The sequence below is a fragment of the Oceanisphaera ostreae genome (assembly GCF_042676125.1).
In the GTDB taxonomy this organism is placed as follows: domain Bacteria; phylum Pseudomonadota; class Gammaproteobacteria; order Enterobacterales; family Aeromonadaceae; genus Oceanimonas; species Oceanimonas ostreae.
The window spans coordinates 1-13,241 of sequence record NZ_JBHTJS010000007.1 but is presented as its reverse complement, the minus strand read 5'-3'; the positions used below and the strand labels follow the sequence as shown (position 1 = coordinate 13,241).

Below are 13,241 nucleotides of genomic sequence, written 5' to 3'. Positions count from 1 at the left end.
AACGTCAAACTCATGACCGGCTTCCTTTAAGCTGCTCTGGGGAATATTCGGGTTTTACATGCTCGATTCCCTTGAGCGCTTCTGCCACTTCCGGTGGCATGTATTCTTCATCGTGCTTAGCTAATACTTCAAAGGCGGTAATAGTACGGGCATCGGCTAAATGCCCTTGCGCCACTATACCCTGCCCTTCACGAAACAAGTCGGGCAAAATGCCCTCGAATACCACGGTAATTTCTTCACCGCCCGCATCCACCAAGCCAAAGCTAACGAGCAGGCTTTCTTGATCACGGCTCACCGAGCCAGGCACCACCATGCCACCAATGCGTAAGCGCTCGCCGACTTCAGGCTTAACATGAGTATTACCCTTGCCTCGTACCAGTTCGGTAGGAGTATAAAATAAGTCGATATTTTGCTTGAGCCCATACAGTACTAAAGCGGTCATCACCGATAAGCCTAACACCACTGCCAACAGCAGCGCCATGCGCTTTTTTCGTCTGGGATTCATAGGGTATTCTCCAACTTCTGAGCCGCCTTACGGCGTTGTGTTCGAGCCTGCTTCTGTTTTACTGCGCGCAGTAGCGTTTTTTTAGTCGCCATCGTCGATATAACAATGCCGACCATGGCCACCAAGGTAAAACCAAAAGACAGCCATACATAAAAACCGTAACCACCCATGGCCCAAAAGGCAGACCAGCTATCAAACTTCATGTTGTTCCTCCGCCAGCTGCAATACCCACGGTCGATGGGATTCGCGCCGAATTAATTCATTACGCAGTCGCATTAAGGTAACGGCACCTAAAAAGCAGCTGAACGCCACTATCATCAGTAGCAGCGGCCATAACATGTCGTTAGAAACAGAAGGTCGCTCAAACTTGGTAATGCTCGCCCCCTGATGCAAGGTGTTCCACCACTCCACCGAGTAATGAATAATGGGCAAATTAATGACCCCAACCAACGCTAAAATACCCGCGGCTCGCCCTGCTAACACCTTGTCGGAAATGGCGTTATATAAGGCAATCACGCCTAAATAAAGAAATAACAAGATAAGTTCCGAGGTCAGTCGAGCGTCCCATACCCACCACGCCCCCCACATGGGCTTGCCCCAAGCGGCACCAGTGAACAAGGCAATGGCGGTAAATACTGCGCCTACGGGGGCAATGGCGGCCACGGCCATGTCGGAGGTCTTTATTTGCCACACCAAGCCAATAAAAGCGGCGATGGCCATAGAGGAATATGCCCCCATCGACAAAATAGCCGCCGGCACATGAATATAAATAATGCGAAACGCATCGCCTTGCTGGTAATCAGCAGGAGCAAACGCTAACCCCCACACCAAGCCAATGGCAAACGACACCACGCTAAACGCGGCAAACCAGGGTAGCCATAAGCCTGCCAATCGATAGGCTTGCTCAGGCTTAGCGTAAGGATGTAACCATTTCCACATATTGCTCACAGACCTTTTTTATATTTAATATTGTGTACACGACCTAAGCTAAACGGCTTAAGATAACTTAAAATCACGGTTTATAACAATGAGTTATAACCTAGTTAACACTTACTCGCAGCGCAGAGGCGATGGCAAATGGCGCCAAGGTAATGCTACCCACCAACATGGCGGCCAAAATCGCTAGCTGGCCGTCATAGGCGACCCCAAGGGTGGCGGCATCGATGGCCGAGGTAGCAAAAATAAGCACCGGAATATACAGCGGTAAGGTCAGCAAACTGAGTAATACCCCCCCTTTACCAATGCCAACCGTCAGCGCCACGCCAATAGCACCCAGCAGGCTTAAAATGGGCGTACCCAGTAATAATGTCCAGAATACCGCTTTAAAGCCCACCATATCCAGACTGAGCAGCACCGCAACCAATGGCGACAGCAACAATAAGGGCAAACCGGTGAGCAGCCAATGGGCAAATACTTTAGCGAGCACCAATACCCCTAAAGGACAGGGCATAAGCATTAATTGTTCCAAGGTACCGTCAATAAAGTCGTCTCTGAATAATCGCTCTAGTGCTAATAACGACGATAACAAGGCGGCTACCCACACAATTCCTGGGGCAATGCGCGCTAGTTGCCCCGGATCGGGGCCAATACCTAAGGGAAACAGGGTGATCACAATAATAAAAAACCACAACGGATTTAAAATATCACCGCGACGGCGTAGTGCCGATACTAACTCGCGGCGCAGCACCCCGTTAAACATGGCCTTCATGCCAGCTCCTCTTGATAGGGGGTTAATTGCAAGGTGCGTACGCGGTTGGCACTTAAAGAGAGGTCTTGATGGGTGGTGATCAACACCATACCGCCGGCATCGGTGTGATCCAGCAGCAATTGCTCTAACACTTTAACGCCGTGTTTATCGATGGCGGTAAAGGGCTCATCCAAAATCCACAACTTAGGGCCACCCAGCCACAATCGAGCCAATGCCACGCGGCGCTTTTGCCCCGCAGATAGCTGACCGACTGTTTGGTCTTCTAACCCAGCCAGCCCGACCATAGCGAGTACATCCCACAAATTAGCGTTGCTTTGGGCATGATGCATGCGGCGAAAGAAAGCGAGGTTTTCTAGGGCGGTGAGTTCGTGCTTAATGCCGGCCTGATGGCCTAGATAGAGTAAGTCTTGATGGTATTCGTCACGGTTACTTTCTATGCTATTACCCTGCCAGTAAACGTCACCGCCATAAGGGCGGGATAATCCGGCTAATAATCGTAATAAGCTAGTTTTGCCCACGCCGTTAGGACCGGCAACCTGCACCAGATCACCTGGCGCCACCGTTAGCGACAATTCGCTAAATAAGGTGTGCTCTTCACGGACACAAGTTAAGGATCTGGCTTCTAACATAATTGGGCACGTAGACCATTAAAAATGGCCGCCAGTTTAGCACACACCACCCTATTGTGCAGAAAGAAACAAAGAAAGCGCTAAGGGTAGGTAAAAACAGCCGACCGCTTTACGCTGTAGGCCAAGGGCAGGTACTGCGTTCGTCCTTAACTTACGGCGCATGGCGTATGGCGTATGGCGTATGGCGTAAGGCGTACAGAGGACGCCTTCATTTAAGCCAGTTTATGTGGCGGGCTAACAAACCCTTGATAGGCATTAACGTACAACGTTTTAAGCACTTCAAGCTGTTGATCGGTTTCTACCCGAGTAGCGATAGTTAACGCTCCCATGCTGCGTGCCGAGCGACAGACTGCGGCCAAAAACGCGTCATCATAGTCCGCATCCATCACTTGGCTCGTAAAACCATGATCAAGCTTAACGTAACTTGGCCTTAAATCGTTGAGCTGAGTTAATAAGTCAAAGTGTCGTCCAAAATGGTCAATCCCCCACGACACTTTAAGCGACGCAAGCGGTACCATCAGCGCATTTTTACTCCAGAAAAAGGCACTTTCTGGCAACTCTAACAGCAGCCTTGAACACTCTTGAGGATACTCGGCAAGCAACTGGTCAAGTTGGTGCCAAAACCCTGCTTGGCGACAGCTATATTGAGTTAGGTTAACGGCCAATCGTAACTCGGGTCGGGTAGCCAAGTACTTTAATGCACGCCCAACTATATGTAGATCCAGTCGTTCGCCCAGCTTAAATTGTTCAACCATGGGCAGAAAACTACCGGCGCGATAAGTCACTTTATCGGTACGAATGGCAATGTATAATTCTTCGTGCTGTAGCTCACCGTTAAAATCAAAAACAGCCTGACTACTCAGTGCAAACAGATCGTCAGCCAGCGCAGCTTCTATCAGCTTTTTCCAAGCCAATCGACCTAGTTGATGCTCTAGTTTACTGTGCTCAATAATGACCGCACCCGCATTATCCATACGCGCTTTATTTAGCGCATTATCGGCACGAGTCAGCAGTTGGCTGGTATTGTCTTCATTTTGTATTACCGCCATACCCACCACGGATATATTACGGCTGTTAACCGGGTCTATCACCTGCTCAGCCACTTGACGGTTAATTTCTTCACCTAATAGTGACAGGCGATCAACATCTGATTCGGGTACCAATAGCGCAAACTCACGAGCAGAGATGCGTGATAAAGCATATTCACTAAAACGCTGGCAAAGCTGGCGCAAATCAGTGGCAATGGCTTTAATCATTTGGTCACGTACTGCAAATCCTTCGTCCTGGTCTAACTGCTCTAGCATATCAACCGCAATCAATATTACGGCACCACCGGTACCATCACTGATCCAAGACTGACTTTGTGACACAAAATAAGCGCGGTTTCCCAACCCAGAAGTGGGATCCCAAAATGCCCGATGGCGTAGTCGTTCGGCTTCATCCGCTTGCTCTTTAAATTGCACCTCAAGCTGCCCCGCCATATTATTAATGGCCATGACCACTTCTTTTAGCTCTCGGGTTTTGGGCAATGCAATGGCTTTACCAAAATGATGCCGCTCTATGTCACGAGCTTGAGCTTCAATATCGTGTAACGGTTTTAATAAATAACGTAGCGCAATAACCAGTAAGCCCCACACCAATAAAAAACACGCCACAAACCAAGTCGCTAATTGGCTCATACCTTGCCAAAGCTGGTGATAAGCTTGCCCTGGGTGGCCTTCTACTGATAATTGGCCTAGTTGCAACCAGCCAGAGGTCAATACGGCGTTATGCTGTGCCCCCTCAAACAAGCCAAGATTAATAAACCAGTTAGGCACATTCTGAGGCTGTGCTAAATGCTCACGAATAATCACTTTATTAGCCGCTAATAAATCAAGCTGTATTTTACGATAGAGACCACCATCAAATACGGCATTAATAACCGACTCAGCTCCTACGGTATCACTGGTTTCTAAGTAAGGAGTCAGCGCAAGCCCTAGCGAGGTGGCAGTATTAATGACCGTGATCTCTTGTTGCTCGGCTAAGTAACTTCTTGTTGAACTAAATTGCACTGCATAAGCGGTTACAAAAAGCATAATAAAGAGCAACAGTATGGTCACTAGGAGTTGCCGGTATAATGTCATAATTAATAATCCAAGTTAATACGGGGCTTTTGTAGCCGCTTAACATCTAATCGACCACGCAACTCATTCCAAAGAGAGAGCCGAGATGCTTGACCTGCCAGTTCACCTTGCCCGCGTTCACGCATCAGCCATAGATGTTGACCGTTAAAGCTATAAATTGGCGCTAAATCACTGCGTTCTGTTGCTAAACGAATAGTACCTTCCAAATTATCTAAAATAAAAGGCACGGCTGCGGGGGTCGGATAGTAAGCCACCACCATGTGAAATTGATTCAGATCTAATGCCTTTACATACACCATACGTAACTTATCGTCCGCAACGCCTAACTCGCGCAATGTAAAATATTTAGCCAGACTAAAATCTTCACAATCTCCGCCACCAGCACCTAAAAATTCGAGAGGGGTAGCCCAATAATCATCTTTACCCCACAGTTTTATATCATCGATAAAACGTAAACGATTAAAAAAAATATTCACTCGTGATAATACTTCACGTTCACTTATCTGCTGAGACTGGACTTGGTTAACCATCTCTCGCCAACCATGTGTGCGCTGAGCAGCGGCCGAGCCATAAAATTGACGGACCGCTGTGATCATTTTTTTATCTTCATCTAACTGTGACTGTGCTGTTGCAGCCAACACTAAACTCAGCAGCACTAATCCAACCAGAGTAGATAAATAATGCCGCATTACTGGCTGTTGTTCTCAACACTGTACACATTCCAGCGCATACGATCATTTTCTTCTATGGTGGTCAATGCACCCACTACACGACGGTTTTTTGCTGCTGACTGTTCGTCATCACCCATTAATAAGGGCTTGGTCTCACCGTAACCAATAATCTCTAGTCGGCTATTATTAATGCCAGCCTTAATTAAAGCACCTCGTGCCGCTTCTGCTCGGCGCTTAGATAACGCTAAGTTATATTGCTCGGTGCCTACTTGGCTAGTATGACCCTCTATTAATAATTTTAGCTCCACGTTTTGTGCCATAAAACTGGCCATCTTATTAATTTCACCTTGAAACTGACGTTTAATAACAGAACGGTCATGGTCGAACAAAATAATGATGTCCTGCTGTAGTGCTTTATACTTTTTATCACCACAGCCATCATTATCCACTTCTGAGTTACCTACCGAGTCTAGGCAGTTATCTCGAGCTGTAATCACACCATCTCGATCAATATCGCTAAGATCATAGGCGGCACGAGTTTCTTGCTCTGGCTCAGCGGTTAAGCTACACGCCGACAAAGGTAAAATAAGAGCTAACATCATCCATTTTTTCATTATATATCTCCATTTTAAGCTCTGGGTTTTAAGCTCTAAACTTACCACTGTTCGGGGCGAGTAAAGCGCAAGGCATCAAGCAGCTGGCCAGACGCATTCATAATTCGGTATTCTGCAGCCAACTGATCATACTCAGCATTAATGTAAGAACGACGTGCTTCAAACAGCTCGTTTTCGGTGTTCAACACATCTAAAAGAGTACGACTGCCTAAAGAGAACTGCTTTTTATAAGCATCAACCGTATTAAAACTGGCTTCTACATGCTGACGTAAAAAGTCTTTTTGTCGGCCTAATGACTCGTACGCAGCCCACGCTAAACGCATGCCTTCATCAACCTGACGATGGGCATTCATCTGAATATCTTTTGCTTGCATTTCAAGAGCAGAAGTCGAGCGACTACGTGCTACATCTGCGCCGCCGTTAAACAGGTTATAACGCATACGCACCATGGCCGTATAATCGTTGCTGTGCCCCTCTACACCATCAATATCATCATTCCAATTACTGCCTAACTCCAAGTGAACTTTAGGATAAAAGTTAGATTTAGCATCTCTATGCTGATGACGAGCAGCATCAACATCAAATGAAGCAGACGTTAACGTAGGGTGTTTTTCTTGTGCAATAGACAAAGCATCATCGAGTGTAGCCGGCACAAAATTAGCATCGGCTTTGGGCTGGCGTAGGTCGTTGGGCGCCTTATTCACCAGTGCAATAAACTGACTTTGCGCATCACGCAGGTTATTTTCAGCGGCGGTCATATTGGAATAAGAGCGTGCAACTCGTCCTTGGATCTGAGTAAAGTCGGCACTAGATCCCACCCCCGAGTCGGTACGGCGTTTAATATCAGAAGAAATCTGCTCATGAGTCTCTAGGTTACGACGCGATAACTCAACCACTTCATCTTGGCGCAGCACATCCAAATACACTTCTGCAACGCGTAACGCAATATTTTCAGCGCTAGACAACAGCTCATAGCGCTGCGCATCGGCCTCGGCTTGAGTTCGGTCTACATTACTGGATGTTTTAAAGCCATCAAACAATAGCTGGCGCAGTGATAAGCCTAACTCTTTACGCGTTAGCTCTTCAGTATCATGCGAGGCAGCTCCACGAGTACCAGGGCTGTCGGTATACTCATAACCAATACCCGCATTAGCATCCAAGGTTGGCAAGTAGCCAGCAGTGGCTTCATCTTGCTCATATTGACGAGCTTGATACAGGTGAAAAGCCTCTTTAACCTTAGGATGGGTCATTAAGCTTTGTGTCACCGCCTCTTCAAGAGTCTGAGCCTGTGCTGGCAGTACTAATACCGCCCCCACAAACATAGAAATTACGCTTTTTTTCATTGTGATTCTCCCTGTGAACATTAACGTTCTCGTAAGGCGCCTTGCTTGGCTCTTAATAAAGGTTTAAGTAGGTAGTCCAGCACCGTCTTTTTACCTGTAATGACATCCACTCCCGCTTGCATGCCGGGAATAATCATTAGAGGAGCCGTTTCTGAACCTAAAAAGCTATCTTGTGTACGAATTGTAGCTAGAAAAAACGTATTTCCTTCGTCATCTTGGATGGAGTCAGCACTAATTTTTTCGACTTCACCCACCAGTCCACCATAAATAGTGAAATCATAGGCGGTAAACTTAACCATCGCCTCTAAACCTGGTCTTAAAAAGCCAATGTCTTTCGGCTCAATACGCGCCTCTACTAACAGGGTGTCTTCAAGTGGCACTATTTCCACTAAATTCACACCTGGCTGCACTATGCCGCCCACGGTATTCACATTGAGTGTTTTAATGGTGCCTTTAACTGGAGAGACAACCGAGGTGCGTCGTACTCGATCCTGCAATCCGACCTCACCTTGCTGTAATAGCATTAAACGATTACGCCGTTCATTAAGCTCCTGCTGCGATTCTGAGCGAAACGTTAACGCCACTTCTTTACGCTTAAAAATATTTTCTCGTAATGAAGCATCCAGCTTGGGTAACATCAGCTGTGTGGATTCCAGCTCACCTTGCATCTGGTTAAGCTGTCGCTCAAGCCGCAAAATTTCAACCTGAGGCACTATGCCTTCTCTGGCCAACGGCCGACTCATATTCACTTCTCGCGCCGCTAAGTTAACGCCTCGGCGCAGGGTACGAATTTTAGAGTTCGTCTCTATCACTTCTTGCTCACGCTGCTCTATTTGATTACCAAAAATAGACAGCTGGTTTTTTACAAAGCCAAGCCGTTCATTAAATAAAGAGCGCTGAAACTCGGGTTGCCCTGGATATTGCTCACGAAAGTCATCTTCAAAGGCTAGCGCAACGCGTTGCACACTCACCTGTTTGCGCCACGCTAATGAGGGATCTTCTTGAATATCAATCGAGTCAACTTCGGCTTTTAGTCGCCGAACATCGCCTTGCAATGCCGCTATTTCTTGTTCTCGCTCACGCAAGTCAGACAAAAAACGCGTGTCATCTATAAGTAATAACGCTTGCCCTTTTTCAACTTGTTGCCCTTCTCTTATATATAAGTCACGAACAATGCCGCCTTCTAAGTTAGACACCATTTGGATTTGGCTAGACGGTATTACCTTTCCCATGCCAGACGTCACTTCTTCTAGCTCAGCAAAACGCGCCCACACCAAGGCAACAATAACAAATACCAGCATTGCCCAAAGCAAGGCCTTGCCTGCTTTGGGCGTATTAAGCAATACTGCCGCTGCCGTATCATTGGTGTAATCCAGTAATTCCGGTGGCAGTGATGGTTTTCTAGCCATTACTGGCCTCCTTGCTACGCACCTGACCAGATTGTAATTGCTTTAGCACCTCGGCTTTTGGGCCATCTGCCATTATTCGCCCCTGCTCTAGCACAATGACTCTGTCCACTACTTCTAGCATAGAAGTTCGGTGTGTCACTAATAGTAAGGTTTGATCTGCCTTAAGCTTAAGTAGCTCTTGGCGAATATACAGCTCAGAGCGGTTATCCATATTAGATGTAGGCTCGTCTAGCATAAGCATAATAGGGTCATTTAACAGGGCTCGAGCTATGGCAATAGCTTGACGCTGACCACCCGACAGCTGACGGCCTCCTTCACCCACTTGCTTATCTAAGCCGTCAGGATCTTGGTTAGTAAATAACGTCACACCAGCCCGTTGCGCAGCCCGTAATACCTGGTTTTCATCGGCTAATGGATTCGCGATTACGATGTTGTCGCGAATGGTACCAAAAAATAACGTTACATCCTGTGGTACACACCCCACATTACGCCTAAGCGCGGCAGGCTGAAGCTGACCAATATCAATGCCATCAATACGTAACGCACCTGCAGTGGGTTTATACAGCCCAACAATCAAACGCTCTAACGTGGTTTTCCCTGAGCCAATACGGCCAATAATCGAGACTTTCTCACCCGCTTTTATATGTAAATTAATATGATTTAATACGTCATGTTCGGTTCCCGGGTAACGAAAGCTCACATCTTTAAATATGATATCGCCTTTAAAGTCGGGATGATGCACAAAACGGCGCCCTACCGCATGCTCTTCTGGGGAGGCCATAATTTGCTCAAGTATCGTCATTGCCGAGCGCGCTTGATTGTAACGGGTAGACAGCATCGCTATTTGTATCATGGGCCCAACGGCTCTTCCACTTAGCATAACGGCGGCAATAAGCCCCCCCATCGACAATTCACCGGCTGCAATTAAATACACCCCTAAAACAATGAGACTGACCGTCGTAAACTGCTGTACCACGCTGGCCAAGGTAGATACGGAATTAGTTATGCGGCGAGTTTTCATGGCCCAAGTAGCGATATGACTCACTGCTTGTTCCCAACGGTGTTGAAAGGTACCTTGTGCGCCAAATAATTTAATGGTTTCTAAACCGGAAATACCTTCAACTAAGTTAGCATTTTTTTGTGAAGCAAGGCGTGAACCTTCTTCTATGCTGCGTTTAAGCGAGCCTTGTACTAATAAGCTGGTACCTATAAGGATTAGAATAGCAATAATAGGCACCCACACCATATAACCGGCAAACACCCAAATAATAAATAAAAACAGTATAGAAAATGGAATATCAACCAACGCGGTAACGGTGGCTGAGGTTAAGAAGTCTCTAACTGATTCAAATTCTTGTAAATGCTTAGCAAAGGCACCAGTAGAAGCAGGCCTTGCTTCCATACGCATGCCCATTACTTTAGAAAATATTTGCGCAGACAATAATACGTCTGACTTTTTCCCCGCCACGTCAATAAAATGACTTCGTAACATTCGCAGCACAAAATCAAATAAAAATACAATAGCCGCACCAACGGCCAGTACCCATAGCGAGTCAAATGACAGGTTAGGGACTATCTTGTCGTACACATTCATGGTGAACAACGGCGTGACCAAGGCAAATAAATTGATCAATAACGAACCAATTAAGACGTCTCGATAAATAAAGGTAGAACGACGTAACGTCCCCCAAAACCAGTGCCCGTCTTGGGTGTCTAATGTTTTAGGTGATCGTGCATCATAACGAAACTTAGGTTTAGTAAATATTACATGCCCAGTGTAGCTCTTTGAGAGAGCATCTACTGCTAACCACTGCTCGCCGTCACCAGACTCGGGCAACATCATCCGATAACGATTTTGTTCGCTGTCAATTTCCAACAGCACGCCGGCATCACCATTATTAAGCAGCAAAACACACGGTAGTAGCAGCTCAGATATGTCTTCTAGCGCATAAGCACTATGGTGAGCAGATAGCTCTGCCCGCTCAGCTGCACGTGAAAACAGCAAAGGGGTTAACTTACCATCCGCTAAAGGTAAGCCATTTATCAGTGCCTCTCCTTGGTAAGGATGGCCATATACCTTGGTCAAAAACACCAAACTTTGCAGCAAGGGATCCTGAGCCGATTGTGAATCCTGCATGAATGCTAATGCCCTCAAATGTTTTACTTAGACCCTAATATAATGGAAATAAGACGATAAAGATAAACAATATAAAAAGCGCCCTTTTAGTAATATGGGCGCCGTTTCATTTATAGTGATTAACCGTTATCGAGTAATTTACCCACTAAGTCATCTACCAGAACTTGATTTAGAATATCCTGGTCATAGGCAACGCCATCCAACGTGATACTGAGTTCAGCCCCAGTACTGCTAGTCACCTTGATAACGGTGTCGTCACCATCCGCCTCAGCCGTTAAGTAGCCGATAGAATCTGAGTTATCAGCTGTAAGAAAGTCGGTTAAATCCAACTTATCAATACCTAATTCAAATGACTTCACGACATCATGCTGGTTTTGCCCAGATTCAGCCTCTTCAGCACTCCAGTAGAGCGTATCAGCAGCACCATCACCGATTAACCCTGCGGCATTCAAATCGACAATCCCGCCAAGCTCACTGGTACCTAGGTCGATGATGTCATCACCTAAACCACCGGTTATATAGTCAGCACCGGTTCCACCATAAATGATGTCATTACCTGCACCGCCATCAATGATGTCATTACCACCTTGCCCATAGATAATGTCATTACCAGCACCGCCAGTAATACTATCGTCATTATCTAAGTCAGTAGAGCGATTAAACTCAGCGTGATTTTCCGTAATGTACTGATAGATATCTTGATTGGTTGTTTCACTTACAGATTTCCCAAGCTGGCCTGCTACATAGTTTTGCAAAACACCTTGAGTAGAAATTCCCGTATCAGTGCCGCCTAAAATAAGAGAGTCGCCAAACAGAATGTCGTTACCATCTCCACCTGTAATTGAATCCTCTCCCATTGGTACATCAACCGTAGTACCTAAGATGGTATCAGCAAGATCACTCGGGTCAATGCCGGTTTGTACTTGACCATCTGAATCGTAATACTCTAAATCGCTGTTAGATACGTTAGAACCTAAGCCAATAGCCTCAACCGTAGATTGTTCTTTCAATAGCTCGAATGCAGCTTTGGACTGATTTTTTACAGTGTTAGTTGTATCCTGACCATTACCGCCAGTAACTGACCACTCATTACCACCGTTACCATCAGCTCTCACTGTGTAGGTAACCCGAGCTCCATCCCACCAACCTCCTTCCCAGACTGTTCTAGTATCTCCTATATCCTGAGTGTCGGCATTGATACCCCCTAACACTTTTACTTCTTTACTCTCATAATAAGTTGGTTTGCCGTCAGTAATGAAATAAGTAACATCTTTTGCATCGACATTATTGGTAGCAATATCGGACTGGAACCAATTGGCAGCATCTTTAAATGCCGTCTCATAGTTCGTCCCTCCCCCATTGGTCATAGAGGCTAAAAAGCTTTCTAATTGAGCGTCTAAATTAGGGGCCGTTAAATTAAAAGTGACTGTACTCTGAACTTGTGAATCAAAATCAGAAATATAAATATTAACCGAACCACTATCACTTTCTTGTGCTCCGTCTTTTAAGTTATTAATAACAGTACGAATGGAGTTTTTAGCATCAGCTACACCTTGGCCACCCATACTGCCAGAGCTATCAACTATAAACGCGATGTTGTAATTTTGCCCGGCCTCCACGATAGGTGAAGTTGGGACATCGCCAATGATAATAGAGTTTGAGTTGTCCGCCGCATTTAGCTCATCATCTTCCTTAGTTCCTAATCTCACCTCATAACTTAGCACAGTAATGGTGAGCTCTTCTTCACCCAGCACCAAGTTTTCAAAATGAGCATCGCCATCAGCGTTCACGTTACCATTAACCGATTCTAAGCTGTTCTCGATCGTCGTTTGGCCCACACCGTCGGCCACCGTCACCGTGACACTGCCCGTGGTGTCATTCGCCGGCACCGTGACTTCAGTGCCGTCAGTCAGGGTAAACGTCAGCGCGCCATGGTCATTAATCGGCAAGCCATCTTGGTTGGTTAAGGTCACCGTGTACGTCACCTCTCCGCCCTCAGCCACGCTGCTGGTATCGGTGCTCAAGGTGGCGGTCACGGTGTCGAGGGTGTCGGCGATCTCCGCGGTGACGGTGGCCCCCGTCACATCGGTGGCTTCAAAATT

12 protein-coding genes are annotated in these 13,241 nt (G+C 46.4%); all 12 read right to left on the bottom strand.

Going from position 1 to position 13,241, the window contains the following annotated elements:
* Positions 1-10: 10 nt before the first annotated feature.
* A complete protein-coding gene (gene ccmE, locus ACFQ1C_RS03105) occupies positions 11-505 on the bottom strand; it encodes a cytochrome c maturation protein CcmE (protein WP_379557072.1) in 495 nt (164 codons plus the stop codon).
* Positions 502-708, bottom strand: a complete 207-nt coding sequence (ccmD, locus tag ACFQ1C_RS03100) for a heme exporter protein CcmD (protein ID WP_379557071.1) — start codon at positions 706-708, stop codon at positions 502-504. Before ccmD ends, ccmE begins: the two co-directional genes overlap by 4 nt.
* The gene (locus ACFQ1C_RS03095) at positions 698-1,444 is read right to left on the bottom strand and encodes a heme ABC transporter permease (protein ID WP_379557070.1); all 747 of its coding nucleotides are present in this window, start codon (positions 1,442-1,444) and stop codon (positions 698-700) included. Before ACFQ1C_RS03095 ends, ccmD begins: the two co-directional genes overlap by 11 nt.
* A 100-nt stretch (positions 1,445-1,544) precedes the next feature.
* Positions 1,545-2,213: a heme exporter protein CcmB gene (ccmB, locus tag ACFQ1C_RS03090; protein WP_379557069.1), complete on the bottom strand. Its 669-nt coding sequence runs from the start codon at positions 2,211-2,213 to the stop codon at positions 1,545-1,547.
* Positions 2,210-2,845: a cytochrome c biogenesis heme-transporting ATPase CcmA gene (gene ccmA, locus ACFQ1C_RS03085; protein ID WP_379557149.1), complete on the bottom strand. Its 636-nt coding sequence runs from the start codon at positions 2,843-2,845 to the stop codon at positions 2,210-2,212. The genes ccmB and ccmA overlap by 4 nt, the downstream gene beginning before the upstream one ends.
* 209 nt (positions 2,846-3,054) lie before the next feature.
* Positions 3,055-4,965, bottom strand: coding sequence for a bifunctional diguanylate cyclase/phosphodiesterase (locus tag ACFQ1C_RS03080; protein ID WP_379557068.1), 1,911 nt, complete (start codon positions 4,963-4,965; stop codon positions 3,055-3,057).
* A gap of 2 nt (positions 4,966-4,967) precedes the next feature.
* Positions 4,968-5,654: a transglutaminase-like cysteine peptidase gene (locus ACFQ1C_RS03075; RefSeq protein WP_379557067.1), complete on the bottom strand. Its 687-nt coding sequence runs from the start codon at positions 5,652-5,654 to the stop codon at positions 4,968-4,970.
* Positions 5,654-6,250, bottom strand: a complete 597-nt coding sequence (locus tag ACFQ1C_RS03070; protein WP_379557066.1) for an OmpA family protein — start codon at positions 6,248-6,250, stop codon at positions 5,654-5,656. Before ACFQ1C_RS03070 ends, ACFQ1C_RS03075 begins: the two co-directional genes overlap by 1 nt.
* Before the next feature lie 41 nt (positions 6,251-6,291).
* Positions 6,292-7,593, bottom strand: a complete 1,302-nt coding sequence (locus tag ACFQ1C_RS03065) for a TolC family outer membrane protein (protein WP_379557065.1) — start codon at positions 7,591-7,593, stop codon at positions 6,292-6,294.
* Positions 7,594-7,613: 20 nt separating this feature from the next.
* A complete protein-coding gene (locus ACFQ1C_RS03060) occupies positions 7,614-9,002 on the bottom strand; it encodes an HlyD family type I secretion periplasmic adaptor subunit (RefSeq protein ID WP_379557064.1) in 1,389 nt (462 codons plus the stop codon).
* Positions 8,995-11,139, bottom strand: coding sequence for a type I secretion system permease/ATPase (locus tag ACFQ1C_RS03055; protein WP_379557063.1), 2,145 nt, complete (start codon positions 11,137-11,139; stop codon positions 8,995-8,997). The genes ACFQ1C_RS03060 and ACFQ1C_RS03055 overlap by 8 nt, the downstream gene beginning before the upstream one ends.
* A 119-nt stretch (positions 11,140-11,258) precedes the next feature.
* On the bottom strand, positions 11,259-13,241 hold a 1,983-nt coding region (locus tag ACFQ1C_RS03050), incomplete at its 5' end, for a VWA domain-containing protein (RefSeq protein ID WP_379557062.1).

Bases quoted from the DNA above. Each gene is read 5' to 3' on its own strand.
- ACFQ1C_RS03065 (WP_379557065.1), bottom strand. From the start codon at position 7,593: ATGAAAAAAAGCGTAATTTCTATGTTTGTGGGGGCGGTATTAGTACTG.
- ccmB (WP_379557069.1), bottom strand. From the start codon at position 2,213: ATGAAGGCCATGTTTAACGGGGTGCTGCGCCGCGAGTTAGTATCGGCA.
- ccmD (WP_379557071.1), bottom strand. From the start codon at position 708: ATGAAGTTTGATAGCTGGTCTGCCTTTTGGGCCATGGGTGGTTACGGT.
- ACFQ1C_RS03075 (WP_379557067.1), bottom strand. From the start codon at position 5,654: ATGCGGCATTATTTATCTACTCTGGTTGGATTAGTGCTGCTGAGTTTA.
- ACFQ1C_RS03070 (WP_379557066.1), bottom strand. From the start codon at position 6,250: ATGAAAAAATGGATGATGTTAGCTCTTATTTTACCTTTGTCGGCGTGT.
- ACFQ1C_RS03055 (WP_379557063.1), bottom strand. From the start codon at position 11,139: ATGCAGGATTCACAATCGGCTCAGGATCCCTTGCTGCAAAGTTTGGTG.
- ACFQ1C_RS03060 (WP_379557064.1), bottom strand. From the start codon at position 9,002: ATGGCTAGAAAACCATCACTGCCACCGGAATTACTGGATTACACCAAT.
- ACFQ1C_RS03095 (WP_379557070.1), bottom strand. From the start codon at position 1,444: ATGTGGAAATGGTTACATCCTTACGCTAAGCCTGAGCAAGCCTATCGA.
- ACFQ1C_RS03080 (WP_379557068.1), bottom strand. From the start codon at position 4,965: ATGACATTATACCGGCAACTCCTAGTGACCATACTGTTGCTCTTTATT.
- ccmE (WP_379557072.1), bottom strand. From the start codon at position 505: ATGAATCCCAGACGAAAAAAGCGCATGGCGCTGCTGTTGGCAGTGGTG.